Source organism: Halomonas sp. ALS9 (genome assembly GCF_001651035.1).
Lineage (GTDB): Bacteria > Pseudomonadota > Gammaproteobacteria > Pseudomonadales > Halomonadaceae > Vreelandella.
The window spans coordinates 16,815-35,418 of the sequence record NZ_LXRG01000183.1 but is presented as its reverse complement, the minus strand read 5'-3'; the positions used below and the strand labels follow the sequence as shown (position 1 = coordinate 35,418).

At 55.4% G+C, this 18,604-nt stretch carries 16 protein-coding genes and 2 tRNA genes; 12 read left to right on the top strand and 6 right to left on the bottom strand.

Annotated features, from left to right (window positions below; translation table 11 throughout):
- Positions 1–64 precede the first annotated feature (64 nt).
- From tpiA to A6R74_RS13075, 12 genes are all read left to right on the top strand, one after another.
- Positions 65–814: a triose-phosphate isomerase gene (gene tpiA, locus A6R74_RS13130; RefSeq protein WP_064234926.1), complete on the top strand. Its 750-nt coding sequence runs from the start codon at positions 65–67 to the stop codon at positions 812–814.
- 4 nt (positions 815–818) lie between these two features.
- Entirely contained in the window at positions 819–1,178 is a 360-nt protein-coding gene (gene secG, locus A6R74_RS13125) for a preprotein translocase subunit SecG (protein WP_064234924.1), read from the top strand.
- Positions 1,179–1,225: 47 nt separating this feature from the next.
- A tRNA-Leu gene (locus A6R74_RS13120) sits at positions 1,226–1,312 on the top strand.
- A gap of 193 nt (positions 1,313–1,505) precedes the next feature.
- Positions 1,506–1,582, top strand: a tRNA-Met gene (locus A6R74_RS13115).
- A 316-nt stretch (positions 1,583–1,898) separates the two neighbouring features.
- Positions 1,899–2,360, top strand: a complete 462-nt coding sequence (gene rimP, locus A6R74_RS13110; RefSeq protein WP_007111828.1) for a ribosome maturation factor RimP — start codon at positions 1,899–1,901, stop codon at positions 2,358–2,360.
- Positions 2,361–2,432: 72 nt separating this feature from the next.
- Entirely contained in the window at positions 2,433–3,947 is a 1,515-nt protein-coding gene (nusA, locus tag A6R74_RS13105; RefSeq protein WP_064234921.1) for a transcription termination factor NusA, read from the top strand.
- 27 nt (positions 3,948–3,974) lie between these two features.
- On the top strand, positions 3,975–6,569 hold the full coding sequence (gene infB, locus A6R74_RS13100; RefSeq protein ID WP_064234919.1) for a translation initiation factor IF-2: 2,595 nt from the start codon (positions 3,975–3,977) through the stop codon (positions 6,567–6,569).
- Between the two features lie 18 nt (positions 6,570–6,587).
- Complete coding sequence (rbfA, locus tag A6R74_RS13095; protein WP_064234918.1) at positions 6,588–7,049, top strand: 30S ribosome-binding factor RbfA; 462 nt, start codon at positions 6,588–6,590, stop codon at positions 7,047–7,049.
- Positions 7,049–7,969 (top strand): tRNA pseudouridine(55) synthase TruB, encoded by a 921-nt coding sequence (truB, locus tag A6R74_RS13090; RefSeq protein WP_064234915.1) that lies wholly within the window; start codon positions 7,049–7,051, stop codon positions 7,967–7,969. The genes rbfA and truB overlap by 1 nt, the downstream gene beginning before the upstream one ends.
- Before the next feature lie 158 nt (positions 7,970–8,127).
- The gene (gene rpsO, locus A6R74_RS13085) at positions 8,128–8,397 is read left to right on the top strand and encodes a 30S ribosomal protein S15 (protein ID WP_007111823.1); all 270 of its coding nucleotides are present in this window, start codon (positions 8,128–8,130) and stop codon (positions 8,395–8,397) included.
- A gap of 177 nt (positions 8,398–8,574) precedes the next feature.
- Complete coding sequence (gene pnp / locus A6R74_RS13080; RefSeq protein ID WP_064234913.1) at positions 8,575–10,743, top strand: polyribonucleotide nucleotidyltransferase; 2,169 nt, start codon at positions 8,575–8,577, stop codon at positions 10,741–10,743.
- Positions 10,744–10,865: 122 nt separating this feature from the next.
- Complete coding sequence (locus A6R74_RS13075; protein ID WP_064234910.1) at positions 10,866–12,035, top strand: MFS transporter; 1,170 nt, start codon at positions 10,866–10,868, stop codon at positions 12,033–12,035.
- Positions 12,036–12,105: 70 nt separating this feature from the next.
- Here A6R74_RS13075 and A6R74_RS13070 read toward each other — a convergent pair whose 3' ends face one another.
- The 6 genes from A6R74_RS13070 to pcnB all read right to left on the bottom strand — a co-directional run bounded on the left by A6R74_RS13070 (position 12,106) and on the right by pcnB (position 17,727).
- Positions 12,106–13,284, bottom strand: a complete 1,179-nt coding sequence (locus tag A6R74_RS13070) for an acetyl-CoA C-acetyltransferase (RefSeq protein WP_064234908.1) — start codon at positions 13,282–13,284, stop codon at positions 12,106–12,108.
- Positions 13,285–13,519: 235 nt separating this feature from the next.
- A complete protein-coding gene (gene panD, locus A6R74_RS13065; RefSeq protein ID WP_064234907.1) occupies positions 13,520–13,900 on the bottom strand; it encodes an aspartate 1-decarboxylase in 381 nt (126 codons plus the stop codon).
- 29 nt (positions 13,901–13,929) lie between these two features.
- Complete coding sequence (panC, locus tag A6R74_RS13060) at positions 13,930–14,802, bottom strand: pantoate--beta-alanine ligase (RefSeq protein WP_064234906.1); 873 nt, start codon at positions 14,800–14,802, stop codon at positions 13,930–13,932.
- Positions 14,803–14,900: 98 nt separating this feature from the next.
- A complete protein-coding gene (gene panB / locus A6R74_RS13055; RefSeq protein WP_064234905.1) occupies positions 14,901–15,692 on the bottom strand; it encodes a 3-methyl-2-oxobutanoate hydroxymethyltransferase in 792 nt (263 codons plus the stop codon).
- Positions 15,693–15,850: 158 nt separating this feature from the next.
- Entirely contained in the window at positions 15,851–16,345 is a 495-nt protein-coding gene (gene folK / locus A6R74_RS13050; protein WP_064234904.1) for a 2-amino-4-hydroxy-6-hydroxymethyldihydropteridine diphosphokinase, read from the bottom strand.
- Positions 16,345–17,727: a polynucleotide adenylyltransferase PcnB gene (pcnB, locus tag A6R74_RS13045; RefSeq protein ID WP_064234903.1), complete on the bottom strand. Its 1,383-nt coding sequence runs from the start codon at positions 17,725–17,727 to the stop codon at positions 16,345–16,347. The genes folK and pcnB overlap by 1 nt, the downstream gene beginning before the upstream one ends.
- Positions 17,728–18,604 lie beyond the last annotated feature (877 nt).

Genomic DNA, 18,604 nt, shown 5'->3' with positions numbered 1-18,604 from the left:
ACAGCGGTTGTCTTGACAAGGCCGCTCCTATACCATTTCGCTCCACCTTGAGTGAGGAGAGTCGATGCGTACGCCTTTAATTGCCGGTAACTGGAAAATGAACGGTTCCGTGGCATTGATCAATGAATTCGGCCAAGCCTTCTCCGCCGCCGTATCGCCAGCGAACGTGGATGTGGTTATTATTCCGCCGTTCCCTTATTTGGATGCGGCGCGCCATGCGTTTGAAGGTACGGTGCTGTCATTAGGCGCACAAACGTTGAATCCCATTCACTCTGGGGCGCATACCGGTGAAGTAAGTGGCCGCATGCTAAAAGAGTTTGCGGTCTCTTATGTATTGGTGGGCCACTCCGAACGACGCCAGCTCTATAAAGAGAGCGATGAACAAATTTTCGCGCGTCTATTGGCAGCGTTAAGTGTCGATCTCAAACCGATCCTGTGTGTGGGTGAGTCTCTTGAAGAGCGTGACGCAGGTCGCACGATGGATGTGGTGCTTCGTCAAGTGGGCTATGTAATGTCCCGCTTAGAGCCCGATCAGCGCAAGCAAGTTGTGATTGCCTATGAGCCCGTTTGGGCAATTGGCACTGGGCGCACGGCTAGTCCTGAGCAAGCCCAGGACGTTATGGCAGGCATTCGCGCCTATCAGGCGGGTTTCGATAAGGGGCTCGCTGAACAACTGCGTTTGCTTTACGGCGGCAGTATGAACGCAAGCAATGCGGCTGAGCTGCTCGCTCAGCCAGATATCGACGGCGGTCTAGTGGGCGGAGCCTCACTCAAGATCGATGATTTTTATGCCATTTGTCAGTCAGCAGGATAACGCCATGCAAGTTGCAATTCTTATGATTCATGTGGTGATTGCGGTCGCCCTGGTGGTACTCATCCTGCTTCAGCAGGGTAAAGGTGCCGAAGCCGGTGCGGCTTTCGGGGGTGGTGCATCACAAACAGTGTTTGGATCGCGGGGCAGTGGTAACTTTTTGTCGCGTACAACAGCTATTTTGGCGGCGGGTTTTTTCGTCACCTCGATGGCGCTGGCTTATTTTGCCACCCAGGCAGGCCAGGCACCCGAAGCGGGCATCCCCGATTCGCGTCTGATCGAGCAGCAGCAAAGCATCCCTACGCTTGACGACAGGCCTGCGGATGTGGATAATACCGCGCCAGTGCTAGAGGAAAGCAGCGAGTAAGTAGTCTCGTTGTTTAGACAGATAACGTTTCTTTAGCCTCCCCTGATGCCGAAGTGGTGGAATTGGTAGACACGCTATCTTGAGGGGGTAGTGACCGTATGGTCGTGCGGGTTCAAGTCCCGCCTTCGGCACCATCTGTTTTGCTGGCTTGCCAGCTTCCCAGAGTGTTTTTTGTTACCAGAATGCCAAGTTTGGCACCTGAGACGAAAAAGACAGCTTTAAGTAAGTGGCTTTTTTCAGTAAGTCGTTTCTGAAGCCAGTAGTTCTTGAAGCAAGTAGTTCTTGACGTAAGTAGCTTTAGTGTCTATTATCGTCGACCTAGATTGATGCGGGGTGGAGCAGTCTGGTAGCTCGTCGGGCTCATAACCCGAAGGTCATCGGTTCAAATCCGGTCCCCGCTACCATTTTTTAGTAGCATGTGATGGATTGTTTTCTTTGATGAGAGTCAGAAAATAACCAGTTTTACAGGTGCAGCCTGCTACATGTTGCTAATATTGTACTTGTAATGGTACTTAAGAAAAGGTAACCAAGGTTTCTTTTAAAAAGCCCCTTCCAGTGAAGGGGCTTTTTGTTAGCAGCTTTTGGCTAGCAAGAATATCTTAATAGCGGATGTCGTCCGGATAACCGGAGACACATTCCCGAGTAACGCCAATCAGCCACCTAGCTTTTCTAATAACTCCTGGCCAGGTGCCTGATGCAACGGCTATAGGAGCTTTGTCTGTGGCCACTAAACACGCTGCGCTTCACGCGCTGATCGAACCTGTTGTTGCTGCCATGGGCTTTGAGCTATGGGGCATCGACCATCTTTCCCAGGGCAAAAATTCGCGGCTGGTGATCTATATCGAGCGCGAGAGTGGTGTCAGCGTGGAAGACTGCGCAGATATTAGTCGCCAAGTCAGTGCTGTCATGGATGTAGAAGACCCCATCGCCGGTGAGTACCGGTTGGAAGTCTCCTCGCCGGGCATGGCACGTCCCTTGTATTCCCTGGATCAGTTTACCCGCTTTCAAGGTCATCACGTCGCGCTGAAACTGCGTACAGCCTTTGACGGGCGGCGCAAGTATCAAGGGCTTCTGGTCGGTGTTGAGGGGGATGAAGTACTGCTGCAACTGGATGGCGAAGAGTACTGCTTTCCAATTGAGAGTATTGATTCTGCTCACATTGTACCGCAGTTCGACGATTGACCGAGTGGCGGCGCTGCCGGCAGGCTGCCGGGGTGATGCACATAAGGATAGGTTTTCTGGCGAGGCATACGCATGAGTAAAGAAATATTAATGGTCGTTGACGCGATCTCCAATGAGAAGGGCGTCCCGCGTGATGTCATCTTCGAAGCGGTCGAAGCCGCTCTTGCGAGCGCGTCACGCAAGCGTTTTGAAAGAGAAGAAGCCAATGTGCGCGTGCATATTGACCGTCGCACTGGCGAATACGAAACTTTCCGCACCTGGACGGTTGTGGAAGATGACGAATTCGAAACGCCAGATTATGAAATTAAAGAGAGCATCGCCGAGCAGCGCGATCCACCGCTTAAATTGGGCGATGTGGTAGAAAAAAGCATCGAAAATGCGTCGTTTGGCCGTATCGCGGCACAAACCGCTAAGCAGGTGATCGTACAGAAAGTACGCGAAGCTGAGCGGGCCGAAGTGGTACGTCAATATGCCGATCGCGAAGGCGAGCTGGTGGCTGGCATTGTTAAAAAGACCACACGCGATGGCTTGATCATTGATTTGGGCGAAAACGCCGAGGCGTTTTTACCGCGCAATGAAATGATTCATGGTGAGCGTTACCGCATGAACGAGCGGGTACGTGCCCTGCTAGTCAAAGTGGATCCCGACGCACGCGGTGCCCAGCTTCAGCTATCGCGGACGTGTCCCGAACTAATCATCGAGCTATTTAAAATTGAAGTGCCCGAGATCGCTGAGCAGTTGATTGAGATCAAAGGTGCTGCTCGTGATCCCGGTTCACGGGCTAAAATTGCCGTTAAAACCAATGACCGCCGCATCGACCCTGTCGGTGCCTGTGTGGGCATGCGCGGTTCACGCGTTCAAGCCGTCTCTTCGGAGCTGCAAAACGAGCGTGTTGATATTGTGCTGTGGGATGACAATCCTGCTCAGTTGGTGATTAACGCCATGGCGCCTGCCGATGTTGGGTCTATCCTAGTGGACGAAGACGCCCACGCAATGGATGTGGCGGTGGCGCAAGATAACCTTGCTCAGGCGATTGGTCGGAGCGGTCAGAACGTGCGTTTGGCCTCTGAACTCACCGGCTGGCGCATTAATGTAATGACCGAAGAGGAAGCGGAGTCTAAGCGCGATCAAGAGATTGATAGCCTGGTGGACTCCTTCATCCAGCACCTTGAAGTGGATGAAGACGTCGCTCGCCTGTTGGTGGAAGAGGGGTTCACTACCCTGGAAGAAGTCGCCTACGTGCCGATGGAAGAGATGCTCGAAATCGAAGAGTTTGATGAAGATTTAGTAGAGCAGCTACGCGCACGGGCGAAAGACGAGCTGCTGACGATGGCAATTGCCTCGGAAGAAGCGCTAGACGGTGCCCAGCCAGCAGCTGATCTGCTGGAGATGGATGGCATGGAGCGCCACCTGGCCTTCATTCTGGCCAGTCGCGGCATTGTCACCATGGAAGATCTCGCCGAGCAGTCTGTCGACGATCTGGTCGATATCGAGGAGTTGGATGAAGCGCGCGCAGCGGCACTGATCATGACTGCCCGTGCGCCCTGGTTTGAAGTCGATGACGCATCGGATTCGAACACACAGTAAACAGGTCACGGGCTGAGGAGGGTCAATATGTCAGATATGACAGTTAAAGATTTCGCAGGAAAGGTGGGCCGTGATGTGCCTCGCCTACTAGAGCAAATGAAAGAAGCTGGTTTAAAGCACGCTTCTGAAAGCGATGCGGTATCTGAAGAAGATAAGCAGAAGCTGCTGAGCTTCTTGAAGAAGAGCCATGGTGGTAGCGATGCCCCTGAAGCGGGTAAAAATCGCATCACGTTGACGCGCAAAACCCGTAGCCGTATCAATACCGGCGAACGTGGCAAAACCATCGAAGTGCAGGTACGTAAAAAGAAAACGTACGTCAAAAGCGCTGAAGATGAGAAGCCGAAAGCCGCAGAGCCTAGTTACACTGGCCCACGTCAGTTAGTTGGCGATATGGCGGAAGCTGAAGCCGAGCGCAAAGTAACGGATGCGCGTGAAGCTGAAGAAAAAGCCGCTGCGAAGAAAGCCCGCGCGGCACAGGTAGCTGAAGCCACCGAGCGTAGTAATAAAGAAGCTGAAGCAGCGCGTAGTAAAAAAGAGATTGATTCAAGGCCTAGAACAGCCAAAGCGCCAGCGACAGCTGATGTCGCGGTGCCGAATCTTGAAATCGACGATACGCCGTCCGGTGACGATATGCCGCCAGCGCCGCCTAAAGAAGGCCGCTCTGACCGTCGTACTGCGCCGCCTAAGAAGGCTGCTGCGGCGAAGGCCAAGGGCCGTCGTGACGATGACGATCGTGGTGATCGCGAAGAGCGTAAGCGCGGTGGCGCCGGTAAGAAGGTAAAACGTGCCGAGCAGCGTCGCGGTGGTCGCCGTGGTGGCAACCAGACCGGCAATGGCAAGCACGCTTTCCAGAAGCCGACTCAGCCGATCGTGCGTGAAGTGTCGATCCCTGAATCTATCAGCGTGGCGGAATTGGCCGACAAAATGTCGATCAAGGCCAATGAAGTGATCAAAGCCATGTTTAACATGGGCGCGGCAGTGACCATCAACCAAACCATCGATCAGGATACGGCTGCGATCGTGGTGGAAGAGATGGGCCATACGCCGAAGCTGGTTAAAGATGACGCGCTGGAAACGGAAATGCTCGAAGGCATCTCCTACGAAGGCGAAGAGATTACCCGTTCACCGGTTGTCACGGTAATGGGTCACGTCGACCACGGTAAGACCTCGCTGCTCGATTACATCCGTAAAGCGAAGGTGGCAACCGGTGAAGCGGGTGGTATTACCCAGCATATCGGTGCCTACCACGTGGAAGATAACCACGGTGGCGTTACCTTCCTGGATACCCCTGGCCACGCGGCGTTTACCGCCATGCGTGCCCGCGGTGCCAAGGCGACCGACGTGGTCATCCTGGTCGTCGCGGCGGATGACGGCGTTATGCCGCAAACCATCGAGGCGATTGAGCACTCTAAAGCTGCCGAAGTGCCCATGGTGGTAGCGGTTAACAAGATTGATAAAGATGGCATCGATCTTGACCGCATCAAGAATGAGCTTTCCCAGCACGGCGTGATCTCTGAAGAGTGGGGCGGTGATACCCAGTTTGTTCACGTGTCTGCTAAGACAGGTGAAGGTATGGAAGAGCTGCTGGAAGCGATCCAGCTGGCCTCCGAAGTGCTTGAGCTGAAAGCCGTGCCTTCCGCGCCGGGTAAAGGTGTTGTGGTTGAATCACGCCTTGATAAAGGCCGTGGCCCGGTCGCTACCGTACTGGTTCAGAACGGTACGCTGAGAAAGGGCGATATTGTCCTTGCTGGCCTGCACTACGGCCGCGTGCGTGCGCTGACTAACGAACTTGCCCAGCAAGTCGATGCGGTTGGCCCGGCGATGCCGGTCGAGATTCAAGGCTTGGGCGGTACGCCGGATGCCGGTGACGACTTTATGGTCGTGGCCGACGAGAAGAAAGCCCGCGAAGTGGCCAACTTCCGTCAAGGCAAATACCGCGAAGTGCGCCTGGCGCGTCAGCAGAAGGCCAAGCTGGAGAACATGTTCAGCCAGATGGGCCAAGACGAAGTGGCCAAGGTCAACATCGTCCTCAAAGCCGACGTGCAAGGCTCGCTGGAAGCGATCAAAGGCGCCCTGGAAGAGCTTTCCACTGATGAAGTGGAAGTGGCTGTTGTTTCCTCCGGCGTGGGTGGTATCACCGGAACCGACGCCAACTTGGCGCTTGCTTCTGAAGCCATCGTGGTTGGCTTTAACGTCCGCGCTGACGCCGCAGCCCGTGAAATCATCGAACGTGAAGGTCTGGATCTGCGCTACTACAGCGTTATTTACCAGCTGATCGACGAGGTCAAACAGGCGATGAGCGGTATGCTCGCACCTGAGTGGAAAGAAGAAATCGTCGGTATTGCCGAAGTGCGCGATGTCTTCCGGGCGCCGAAGATTGGTGCGATCGCCGGCTGTATGGTCATTGAAGGCAGCGTGCATCGTAATAAGAAGATCCGCGTGTTGCGTGATGACGTGGTGATCTATGAAGGCGAGCTCGAATCGCTGCGCCGCTTCAAAGACGATGTGCAAGAAGTGCGCAACGGCATGGAGTGTGGCATCGGCGTGAAGAACTACAACGATGTCCAAGTCGGCGATAAGATCGAAGTCTTCGACCAAGTGAAGGTCGAGCGTAGCCTGTAAGGCTGCGAGGAGCTAAACATGCGCGAATTTAAGCGTACCGACCGGGTAGCCGACCAGCTCCAAAAGGAGCTGGCGGTGCTGATCCAACGCGAAGTGAAAGACCCACGTTTGGGCATGGTCACGGTCAGCGGTGTCACTGTTAGCCGTGATCTTGGCTACTCCGACGTCTATGTCACGCTGTTGGGTGAGCAAGAGCCTGAGCGTATTAAAGAGAACCTGCAGGTGCTTAAGCGCGCTGCCGGTTTTCTAAGAAGCCAGATTGCTAAGCGCATTAAGTTACGTCATGTGCCGGAGCTACGTTTTCATTTCGATGAAAGCGTGGTGCGCGGTCAACATCTGTCTTCACTGATTGATGAAGCGGTGACGACGGATCGTGCACGCTATCAAGACGATGACGATTATCAAGGCGCTGGCCAAGACAGTGACCAAGGCAGTAGTGACCAAGACGGCGACGCCCAGCAAAGTGAGGAAACTCGCTAGTGGCGCGTCAACGTCGCGGTTTGCCGGTCAATGGCGTACTGCTGCTGGATAAACCCAAGGGCGTTTCCAGCAACCATGCGCTGCAGCGTGTGCGTCGGCTGTTCCAGGCTCAAAAAGCTGGGCACACCGGCACGCTAGATCCTATGGCCACCGGCTTATTGCCGATCTGCCTAGGCGAAGCGACCAAGTTCTCGTCGCACTTGCTGGAAGCCGACAAGGTGTATCGCACCCGGATAGAGCTAGGGGTGATCACCGATACCGGCGATGCAGAAGGCACGATGATTGAGCAGCATGCGGTTCCCAGCCTAAGCGTCGATGACGTGGAAGCGGTGCTCACTCGCTTTCGCGGTGAGATTGACCAAGTGCCGCCGATGTATTCGGCCCTCAAGCATCAGGGTAAAAAACTTTACGAGTTGGCCCGCGAAGGCAAGCACGTAGAGCGTGCAGCCCGGCGAGTAAGCGTGTATGATGCGCGCCTGCTATCTTTTGAAGGCACTGCTTTTGAGCTGGAAGTAAGCTGCAGTAAAGGCACTTACATCCGCACGTTAGCTGAAGATATTGGTCGAGTGCTTGGCTGTGGCGCGCATATCAGTCAACTAAGAAGGCTCAAAACGGGGCCCTTTTTAGCTGACGCGATGTGGACGCTAGAGGCCTTGGAAGCATTGGCCGACCAAGCGGCACTGGAAGCTGAGCTAATGCCAGCGGACGTGTTGGTAGATCATTTACCGTCGTTGACGGTAGACGATGCTGCCCACAACCGTTTGGCCCATGGTCAGTCTGCCAATCTGACGACCGGCACGTTAGCGCCGGATGCGTTAGCTAGACTTTATTACGCCGAGACGTTTATCGGCCTTGGCGTAGTGAAAGGTGCCCAGGAAGTGGCGCCTAAGCGACTGTTAAGTACCGTCGCTATCTCGTAAACCGCGTTGCAAGGATGCAGCCGTCTGCGTGAAACTAGCTGGTGGAAAGAAAATAGTTAGTGGAAAGAAACTAGCTAGTGAAAAATAGTAGCCTGAGACTGCAAATATGCGTGGTCTCAACCATTCATTTTTAGGCATATTGCTTACTGGAGAGACAGATGGCTTTAACCGCTGAGAAGAAGGCCGAGATCGTCACCGAATACGGCCGCGGCGATAACGATACCGGTTCCCCTGAAGTGCAAGTTGCACTGCTGAGCGCCAACATTAATGGCCTGCAGGATCACTTCAAGACCAACAAACAGGATCACCACTCTCGTCGTGGTCTGATCCGCATGGTTAACCAGCGTCGTAAGCTGCTGGACTACCTAAAGCGTAAAGATTTCGAACGCTATCAGTCCCTGATTCAGCGTTTAGGTCTGCGTCGTTAAGCGTTAACGGCAACGATTCGAAACGGGCAGCTCCTTGTGAGCTGCCCGTTTTTTTTGTTTCGAGTTTACTTCAATAGTGCTGGGGGCAAGAAGGAACAGGTAGCCCTATCGCGCTCCAGCGCCTAGAATGGTAACGAGTCAAAACGACCTAAACGAATAGACAAGTAGATATTGATAATGCTGAAGGAAGTCGCTGTGAATCCGGTAAAGAAAACGTTCCAGTACGGTCGTAGTACCGTCACGCTCGAAACCGGGCGTATTGCTCGCCAAGCTACCGGCGCTGTCATGGTTACCATGGATGACACCGTCGTGCTGTGTACCGTTGTCGCTCGAAAAGACGCAAATCCGAGCCAACCCTTTTTCCCTCTCTCGGTTCACTACCAAGAGAAAACCTACGCAGTCGGCAAGATTCCTGGCGGCTTCTTCAAGCGCGAAGGGCGCCCTACTGAGAAAGAGACGCTGACCTCGCGGCTGATTGATCGCCCGATCCGTCCGCTTTTTCCTAAAGGCTTTATGAACGAAGTGCAGGTCGTCTGTACCGTTCTCTCCACCGACCGTAACCACGATCCGGATATCGCCGCTCTGCTAGGCACCTCTGCGGCGCTGAGCATCTCTGGCGTGCCGTTTAGTGGCCCGATTGGCGCGGCCCGCGTTGGTTTTAACGAAGAGAAAGGCTATTTCCTCAACCCTACGGTTGAAGAACTGGCCACCTCTGAACTGGACATGGTCGTCGCCGGTACTGAAAAAGCCGTGCTGATGGTTGAGTCTGAAGCCAAAGAGCTGCTCGAAGACGAAATGCTGGGTGCCGTACTGTTTGGCCACCAGGAGATGCAGGTAGCGATCAGCGCGATTAACGAACTGGTTGCTGAAGCCGGTAAGCCGCGCTGGGAGTGGCAGGCCGCCGAAGAGAACCAGGCGCTTAAAGCCGCTATGGCCGATGCCTTCGAAGCTAAAGTGGGCGATGCTTACCGCATCACCGACAAAATGGCTCGCCAAGACGCACTAGCTGAATTGAAAGCCCAAGCAATTGAGCAACTGGCCGCCGATGAAGGCGAACCGGTTAACGATAAGTTCAGTAAAGATGACGTGAAAGGTGCCTTTGCTGGCCTGGAAAAACGCGTTGTACGTTCACGGGTCGTTAAAGGCGAGCCGCGTATTGATGGTCGTGACAACCAGACCGTTCGTCCGCTGGCCATCGAAGTTGGTGTGCTGCCGAAAGCGCATGGCTCCGCGATTTTCACGCGTGGTGAGACCCAGGCGATTGCTGTAGCTACGCTGGGCACGCTGCGTGATTCACAGCTCATCGAATCACTCGAAGGCGAGCGTAAAGACCGCTTTATGCTGCACTACAACTTCCCTCCCTATTCGGTAGGTGAAGCGGGCTTTATGGGTGGCCCGAAGCGTCGCGAAATCGGCCATGGCCGCTTAGCGCGTCGTGGCGTGCAGGCGATGCTGCCGTCTGAAGACGCTTTCCCCTACACCATCCGCGTGGTTTCGGAAATCACCGAGTCTAACGGCTCAAGCTCGATGGCCTCTGTGTGTGGTTCTTCGCTGGCGTTGATGGATGCGGGCGTGCCGCTAAAAGCACCGGTTGCCGGTATCGCTATGGGTCTGGTCAAAGACCCGGACGGCTTTGCGGTACTGACCGATATCCTGGGTGATGAAGACCACCTTGGCGATATGGACTTTAAAGTTGCCGGTTCCGAAGAGGGTGTTACCGCCCTGCAGATGGACATCAAGATCGAAGGCATCAACGAAGAGATTATGGAGCTCGCGCTGCAGCAAGCACTGACCGCGCGACTGAGTATTCTTGAGCAAATGAATGTCGTGATCAGCCAGAGCCGTAGCGATGTTTCTGACAACGCCCCCTCAATGGCGACGATCAAAATCGATCCCGACAAGATCCGCGATGTGATCGGTAAAGGCGGCGCGATGATTCGTAAAATCTGCGAAGACACCGGCGCTTCAATCGATCTCGACGATGACGGCACCGTTCGCATTTACGCGGAAGATAAAGCCGCCGCCAAGCGCGCCATTGACACCGTACTGTCGATTACCGCTGAAGCGGAAATTGGCAAGCTGTATATGGGTAAAGTGGTACGCATTGCTGACTTCGGCGCGTTTGTTAATATCATGCCGGGTACCGATGGCCTGGTGCATATCTCGCAAATCGTTGCCGAGCGTGTTAACAACGTTCGCGACTTCTTGAACGAAGGCGATGACGTGATCGTTAAGGTGCTGGATATCGACAACCGCAACCGCGTGAAGCTGTCGATGAAAGAGATTACTGAAGAAGAGAAGACTGCTTTTTCTGCAGAAGCAGCGGAAGCCGAAGCTACGATTTAAACAGAATGATTTAAAGCGTTAGTCAGGTTTCTGATACCGCCCTCGTCGCCTATGGCTGCGAGGGCGGTGTTGTTTGTAAGGTTTGATCGTCGGGACTTTAAAGAATCAGGGAGTAAATCGCGATGGAGCAGGAGCAAGCGCCGCGCTGGTGGGCGGTGGTGGCCGTGATGATCGGCATTTTTTTACTGGTAACCGCAGAACAACTGCCGATTGGCTTATTGTCTCAGGTGGCCTCATCGATGGGCGTTACCCCTGGCATGGCGGGCTTAATGGTGACTGTGCCCGGCGTTGTTGCGGCTTTCTCAGCCCCGCTGTTACCGGTCGCGGTGGGGCGCTTGGATAGGCGCATCATGCTCACGGTATTGATGGCCGTGATGGTGGCAGGAAGTGTGCTCTCAGCATTGGCGAGCAGCTTTATCCTGTTGCTTGCCGCCCGCGTGTTAGTGGGGCTTAGTATTGGTGGTTTTTGGGCGGTGGCGGGCAGCATTGCCCCGCGCCTGGTGCCGGAGGCACAAGTGCCTAAAGCCATGACGATGATTTTCGGTGGCGTTGCGGCGGCCTCGGTACTGGGTGTGCCATTGGGCACGCTGCTGGGGGATCTTAGCAACTGGCGGGTGGCCTTTGGAGCATTGGGTGGCCTAAGTCTGTTAACGGCCATCGCGTTGTGGCGTTGGTTGCCGCCGTTGCACCCTCGGGAGCCGGTGCGGCTGCGGGTGTTGGCGCAGCAGTTTAGCAATCGTGGGGTGCGCGTCGCGGTGCTAACCACAGCCTTTGTCGTGGTGGGGCACTTTGCTGCCTACACCTTTATTAGCCCTATCCTGCAAGAGATCAGCGGTATTTCCCAACGCCATGTAGGCAGCCTGCTGCTGCTTTATGGGGCGGCAGGCATTATGGGCAATATTGCGGCGGGTATGTTCGCCGGACGGCACCCCTATCGCGCGGTATTGGCGATTCCCAGCCTGCTGCTTATTGTTGTGGCCGTGTTCCCACTACTGGGCGTTCAGCCGAGCAGCGGCGTGTTGCTGCTCATGGCTTGGGGTGCCGTGTTCGGCAGTGTATCCGTGAGCATTCAAACCTGGATTTTGCGTACCGCACCCAATACCGAAGCCGCCACGGCGTTGATGGCGTTTACCTTCAATATGTCGATTGGACTGGGAGCCATGGTCGGCGGGCGTATCGTTGATAGCACTAGCCTGCCTATCGCCATGTGGGCGGCATCGGGCTTGTTCCTGCTGGGCGCGCTGCTGGTACTAAGTACGCCAGCCAAGGTCGTTGGTGAAAAGTCACGTTAACCCAATACAGGTCAAAAAAATGCCCCCGTAAGTAACGGGGGCACTGATTAGGCGTCAACCTCAATGGGTATTAAGGACGCTCAATCGCTAGCGCGACACCCTGGCCGCCGCCGATACACAGCGTGGCGAGGCCTTTTTTAGCATCACGGGCGATCATTTCGTGGAGCAGGGTGACCAGTACGCGACAGCCGGAGGCACCGATGGGGTGACCAATGGCAATGGCGCCGCCGTTGACGTTGACCTTGCTGACATCCCAGCCGAGTTCTTTGTTAACTGACAACGCCTGGGCGGCAAACGCTTCATTGGCTTCCACCAGATCAAGATCGTCCAGGCTCCAGCCCGCTTTTTCCAGGCAGCGGCGTGTAGCCGGTGCGGGGCCGATACCCATGATGGCGGGATCAACGCCTGCGTTGGAATAAGCGGCGATACGGGCCAGCGGCTCTAGCCCCAACTGTTTGGCTTTCTCGGCGGAGCAGAGCATGACGATCGCCGCACCGTCGTTGAGTGCCGAGGCATTACCGGCGGTAACAGTGCCGTCTTTCTTAAACGCGGGGCGCATGCCGCCGAGTTTTTCAGCGGTAACTTCGCGAGGATTCTCGTCGGTATCAAACACCACCGGGTCGCCTTTGCGCTGGGGAATTTCAACCGGCACGATCTGGCCTTTGAATTTGCCCTCTTTAATCGCCGCCGCGGCTTTTTGCTGCGATGCCGCAGCGAACTCGTCCATCTCTTCTCGGGTGATGCCGTATTTCTCTGCTAAGTTCTCGGCAGTGATGCCCATATGGTAGTTATTGAAAGCGTCCCATAAGCCGTCATGCACCATGGAGTCAATCGCTTTCCAATCGCCCATACGCTGGCCGTTACGGGAGTTGGGAAGTACGTGCGGCGAAGCGGACATATTTTCCTGACCGCCTGCCAGAATCAGCTCGGCATCGCCGCAGCGAATGGCCTGAGTGGCGAGATGTAGCGCTTTAAGACCTGAGCCACACACTTTGTTGATGGTCATGGCCGGTACCGAGTCTGGCAGGCCGCCTTTGATGGCCGCTTGGCGCGCTGGGTTTTGGCCAACGCCTGCGGTGAGCACCTGGCCCAGCAGTACTTCGTCAACTTGATCGGGAGAAACGCCGGTGGAAGCGAGGATATCTTTGATTACCAAAGCGCCGAGATCGCTCGCGGGAATACCTGCGAGGGATCCACCGAAAGCGCCCACAGCGGTGCGGCGCGCCGCAACAATGACTACTTCTTGCATAAAATGACTCCTGAAGTGATTAACAGACAGTCTGATGCCAGATGCCCGATAGGCGTGCTCTGTCAGCCGTTCTCTTTTATTCGAGCTCTGTCAGCCGTCTCTTCAGCATAGGGGAAGGTGATGCGTTGCGGCAATAAACCTTTATGGGCAAATAAAAACGGGCCAACATGTGGCCCATCAGGAGAAAGTGGTAGAGGCGCTAAGACTAGGCCAACTATGATTAGGAAAACTAAGATTAGGCCAACTGCACCGGGATAATATTACTGGTATGGCTGACGTGGTTACCTTCCTGGAGATACACCAGCGCAGGCTGCTGGTGTTCCAGTTCTGCCTCTGAGTAGTGGGCGTAGCTGCAGATAATGATGCGATGGCCCGGCGAGGCAAGATGAGCGGCAGCGCCATTGATCGAGATGAGCTTGGAGCCCTCCTCGCCGCGAATAGCGTAAGTGGTGAAGCGTTCGCCATTCTCGACGTTGTAAATCTGGATCTGCTCATTTTCACGAATACCCGCCATATCCAGCAGGTCACCGTCGATGGCGCAAGAGCCTTCGTAATTGAGTACCGCGTGAGTGACGCGCGCCATGTGCAGCTTGGCTTTGAGCATAATGGTGTGCATTGTGAGTTCCTGTATTACCCGTTGTTTGTTTATTCGCCAATAGCATTAGTAGCGCTGGCCGGGAGCTGAATCGTGAGGTTGTCGATTAGTCGCGCAGGGCCTAACTTGGCGGCGGCTAGCAGTACCGCCTGACGAGTCGCTGGGCTGACCGAGGCGAGCGTCGCATCACGTAGCTCCAGGTAATCCGGCGTAAAGCCCGCATCATACAGTGCGGTTTTGCCCTGGTGTAGTACCTTTTCGATAGCGTCGCCGCGCTCCAGTGCATCGCGCAACGTACACAGCGTTTGGTAAAGTACAGGGGCAGTAGCGCGCTCCTCGGTGCTTAAATAGCCGTTACGCGATGATAGTGCCAGGCCATCCTCTGCACGCACGATAGGCACGCCGATAATATCGATGGGCATGTGCAGATCGCGCACCAGCTTACGAATCACCGCAAGCTGCTGATAATCCTTTTCCCCAAAGCAGGCGACGTCTGGCTGCACTAGGTTAAACAGCATGCTGACTACGGTGGAGACACCGTCAAAATGACCGGGGCGCGAGCCGCCACACAGTCCTTCGCCCACCACGGGCACATGCACGCGGGTCTGGGCGTCTAAGCCGTTGGGGTAGAGCGAGCTTACCGCCGGAGCAAATAGGATGTCGCAGCCAGCCTCGATAAGCTGCGCTTGGTCGGCATCAAAGGTACGCGGATAGCCGTCTAAATCTTCACCTGGGCCAAACTGCATGGGATTGACGAACAGGCTCGAGACCACGATATCGGCGTGCTGGCGCGCGCAGGCGACCAGCGCTAGGTGCCCGGCATGCAGGTTGCCCATGGTGGGCACCAGGGCAATACGCTGGCCGCGTTGGCGGTAATCTCGCAGCATGCTGCGTAGCTCATCAATGTCTCGCAAAGTGCGCATAGTCGTTTCGTGCCAATAACAAAAAATGGGCGATAGTCGAGCTGTCTTAAAAACGGTTTTTAAAAACCGGGCTTAAAAACCGATGTTAAAAACCGATTTTAAAAACAATGCTCTTGAGCCGGGAAAGCGCGGGTTTTGACAGCGTCATGGTAGCGCTGAAAAGCAGTTTGAATGCTGTCCGCCTCAACCATAAAGTTTTTCACAAAGCGCGGCGTGCGGCCGTGTGTAACGCCCAGCACATCGTGCATCACCAGAATCTGGCCATCGGTATCCGGGCCGGCGCCAATGCCAATCACCGGCACCTCCAGCGCTTCGGTGACCGCTTTGCCTAGGCTAGCGGGCACGCACTCAAGCAGAATCACCGAGGCACCCGCGTCCACCAGCACTTTGGCATCATTGATGATCCGCTCAGCCTGGGCGGCGTCACGGCCTTGCACTTTATAGCCACCTAGCTGATGAACGGTCTGCGGGGTTAACCCCAAGTGTGCACATACCGGTACGCCGCGGCGGGTCAATTCGCGAATGCCGTCGGCCATCCACGCTTCGCCTTCCAGCTTGACCAGTTCCGCCCCCGCGCGCATCACGGCACCGGCATCCTCAAGTAGGCGCTCGGTGGTGGCATTGCTCATAAACGGCAGATCGACCATCAGCAGGCTATGGCCTTTACCACGCGCCGCGCAGCGGGTGTGATAAACGATATCGTCAATGGTGACGGGGAGGGTGCTGCTATGGCCTTGTAGCACCATGCCCAGCGAATCACCGACCAGTAGGACATCAATGCCTGCTTGGCTTGCCGCGTGGGCAAAGGAGGCATCATACGCGGTCAGGCAGCTAAACGTCTCGCCAGCCTGCTTATAGGCCCGCAGCGTGCTTAGGGTGACGGTTTTCATGGCGTGCTCTCATGTTTTACGTGAGGCCGCTGCGACATAGGCAGCCGACCATTATTAAAGCTGCATCCCTGCAGGCGCGAAGTGGCTTAACCGGCAATTGTTACCTGAATGGGGTGTCAGTGTCGAGATTTGTGTCAAATGGTAGCGTTAGCCGCACACTAGGCGTTAGGTAAGCGTTCCAGACCTTGGTTCTGAACACGTTCAAGCCAGGTGGATAGCGGCTGTTGGAGAAGCGTGAGCGAGGGGGCAATCTCAGCAAGCGGGACTAAAACAAAGGCCCGGGCAGTCATGTGCGGGTGGGGTACGCGTAAACGGGGAGTATCGATAAGGTCGTTGGCGTACAGCAGCAGGTCTAGATCGAGTGTGCGCGGGCCCCAGTGGCGCTGGCGGCGGCGGCGATGCTGCTGTTCTAACGCCTGGAGTTGGTCGAGTAGCGCCAGCGGTGAGAGTCGGGTTTCCAGTGCCGCCACGGCGTTAATAAAGTCTGGCTGATCCTGCGGCCCAACGGGGCGGCTGGCGTAGAGCGAGGACGCTGCCACTAGTCGACTTAGCGGCAGCATTGCCAGTTCATTAAGCGCCTCGCGAACCTGCTCAATAGGCGACTCAAGATTGCTACCCAAGCCGATATAGGCGAGCTGGGGAGGAGCACTCACTACTCTGGCGCGCTTGGTTTACGCCGCCGCTTGCGACGGCGATCACCCTGGCTGGCGGGGTCGCCGCCCACTTTTTGTAGCAAACGCCGCTGTTCGTGCTCATCGCCGCGCTGAAACGCCGTCCACCACTCGCCTAAACCACTGGGTATCTCACCCGCCTGCTCGCGGAGCAGGAGCAGGTCATAGCCCGCCCGGAAGCGCGAATGTTCACGGGTTTGAAAGGCTTTTTTACCGCGCCGCTGGGGCAGGCGCTGCTGGAGCTCCCAAATTTCCCGCATGGGGATGCCGAAACGCTTGGGAATTGAGGTGAACTCTAACTGACGCGAAACCACCTGCTGAGCCGCCGCTTGAAGCGCGGGAATGGGGGGCATGCCCTCCTGCTCCAATGCTTCCTGGCGATGTTTGACGGGTGCCCATAAGAACGCCGCCAGCAGGAACGCCGGAGTGACCGGACGCTCTTCTGCGATGCGCTTGTCGGTATTGGTAAGCGCTTGCTCAATCAGCTCTTCGGCCCAGGCAGCGTCGGCCATGGCTTCTTCAGCCTCGGGAAACAGCATGCCGAACAGGCCGTAGTGGCTGAGTAGCCGGAAGGTGACCAAACCGTGGCCCGACATAAATAGCTTGAGCACTTCATCGAATAGCCGCGCAGGCGGAATCTGCAGCAGCAATGGCGCCTGGTCGTACATCGGCGCTTCGGTGGCGGGGTCTAGGGTGAAGTCGAGCTTAGCCGCAAAGCGCACCGCCCGCAGCATCCTTACCGGGTCTTCGCGATAGCGCGTCGCCGGGTCGCCAATCAGGCGCAGGGTGCGGGTCTTAATATCCTCGGCACCATTGGCAAAATCGGTGATGCTGAAGTCGGCGATATTGTAGTAGAGCGCATTTACGGTGAAATCGCGTCGTAGCGCATCCTCTTCAATATTGCCCCATACGTTGTCGCGCAGCAGTAACCCTTCATCGGACTGGTGGGCAATGTGATCGCCATGCTCGTCTTGGGGTTTGCCGCGGAAGGTGGTGACCTCAATGACCTCACGGCCAAAGCGCACATGGACAATCCGAAAACGCCGACCAATCAGGCGCGAGTTACGAAATAGATCGCGCACCTGCTCGGGAGTGGCGTTGGTGGCCACATCAAAATCTTTGGGCATTTTGCCAAGCAGCGCATCGCGGATGCAGCCACCGACCAAATAAGCGTCGAAGCCCGCACCGCTAAGGCGATAAAGCACTTTTAACGCGGCATCGCTGATATGCTGGCGAGAAACAGGGTGCTCTGACCGAGGGATGTTGCGCGGAGTGAGGGCGCTGGTGGTGTTCTCTTGGGGATCAAGCAAGGTTTTCAATTGCTCCCCCGGGCTGTGTAGGAAACGGGTAAATCCTTTAAACATGCGACGATTTCAACTCGCAGGGTACATAAAAAAATCAACAAGTGCGTAACATGGCTATGTGAAAAGCGCGTCAAATGAGTACCTAACATAGACAGTTAATCCCTGAGTGTATCCGACCCCCTAAGGCTTGCAAAGCATTTGACGCTGGTTTGCGTAAACTCAAGTGACCAGACACGGAAAGGGGAGGCTAAGAGAGCCTCCCCTGTTAAGCGATTAATCAGCGTCCATGCTGCTGTTTTTCTTCATGATGGCACATCGCCCTGAATACGCACCGCAGTCGGTAGGCGTAAGGATCGCAATCGTTCCGACCGCCTCGTATTCAAAACAATAATCCAACCGCGAACTTTTCTCCCCCCGGGGAATTATTATTAGCGCCGGGGTGTACACACTGACAGCTATTATTTTTGTTAGGATGCCAAGTCACGTTGTACGTCGCGTCCTTATCGGGCCACTTGCTGCTTTTGTTATTGTTCGCTGCGCCTGTGCTGCCTACGCAAGCAAGTAATGAGACTCAAGCCTGTTGTTATTGTTAGTACTGTTATCTCTACCTGGCCCTGTTGTTTTTGTTGTGGCTCAGGTGGGGTGAGGTCGTGTTGTTTTTGTTGGTGACCTACCGCTATGCCCAGTTTGTTTTTCTTACCCAGTAATACTGCAGACGCTGTGCCACCTATTTAATACATTATAAATTTCAGAAGGTTGGCGTTTTTTTGGACGCGGTGGAACTTTGCAGCACAGAAAGTGTTACCTCTTCTGCGTCCGTTTGTGCGCGGCTTTGTGTGGGAAGGTAACAGTGTCAGGGTGGCGGAGAGTGGGATATTTCTTATTTAAATCAGTGTATTAGACAATGGTCGTAGAGGTCGCCGTGGGGCCGGGTCAG

Bases quoted from the DNA above. Each gene is read 5' to 3' on its own strand.
- tpiA (WP_064234926.1), top strand. From the start codon at position 65: ATGCGTACGCCTTTAATTGCCGGTAACTGGAAAATGAACGGTTCCGTG.
- secG (WP_064234924.1), top strand. From the start codon at position 819: ATGCAAGTTGCAATTCTTATGATTCATGTGGTGATTGCGGTCGCCCTG.
- nusA (WP_064234921.1), top strand. From the start codon at position 2,433: ATGAGTAAAGAAATATTAATGGTCGTTGACGCGATCTCCAATGAGAAG.
- infB (WP_064234919.1), top strand. From the start codon at position 3,975: ATGTCAGATATGACAGTTAAAGATTTCGCAGGAAAGGTGGGCCGTGAT.
- rbfA (WP_064234918.1), top strand. From the start codon at position 6,588: ATGCGCGAATTTAAGCGTACCGACCGGGTAGCCGACCAGCTCCAAAAG.
- rpsO (WP_007111823.1), top strand. From the start codon at position 8,128: ATGGCTTTAACCGCTGAGAAGAAGGCCGAGATCGTCACCGAATACGGC.
- pnp (WP_064234913.1), top strand. From the start codon at position 8,575: ATGCTGAAGGAAGTCGCTGTGAATCCGGTAAAGAAAACGTTCCAGTAC.
- A6R74_RS13075 (WP_064234910.1), top strand. From the start codon at position 10,866: ATGGAGCAGGAGCAAGCGCCGCGCTGGTGGGCGGTGGTGGCCGTGATG.
- A6R74_RS13070 (WP_064234908.1), bottom strand. From the start codon at position 13,284: ATGCAAGAAGTAGTCATTGTTGCGGCGCGCCGCACCGCTGTGGGCGCT.
- panD (WP_064234907.1), bottom strand. From the start codon at position 13,900: ATGCACACCATTATGCTCAAAGCCAAGCTGCACATGGCGCGCGTCACT.
- panC (WP_064234906.1), bottom strand. From the start codon at position 14,802: ATGCGCACTTTGCGAGACATTGATGAGCTACGCAGCATGCTGCGAGAT.
- panB (WP_064234905.1), bottom strand. From the start codon at position 15,692: ATGAAAACCGTCACCCTAAGCACGCTGCGGGCCTATAAGCAGGCTGGC.
- pcnB (WP_064234903.1), bottom strand. From the start codon at position 17,727: ATGTTTAAAGGATTTACCCGTTTCCTACACAGCCCGGGGGAGCAATTG.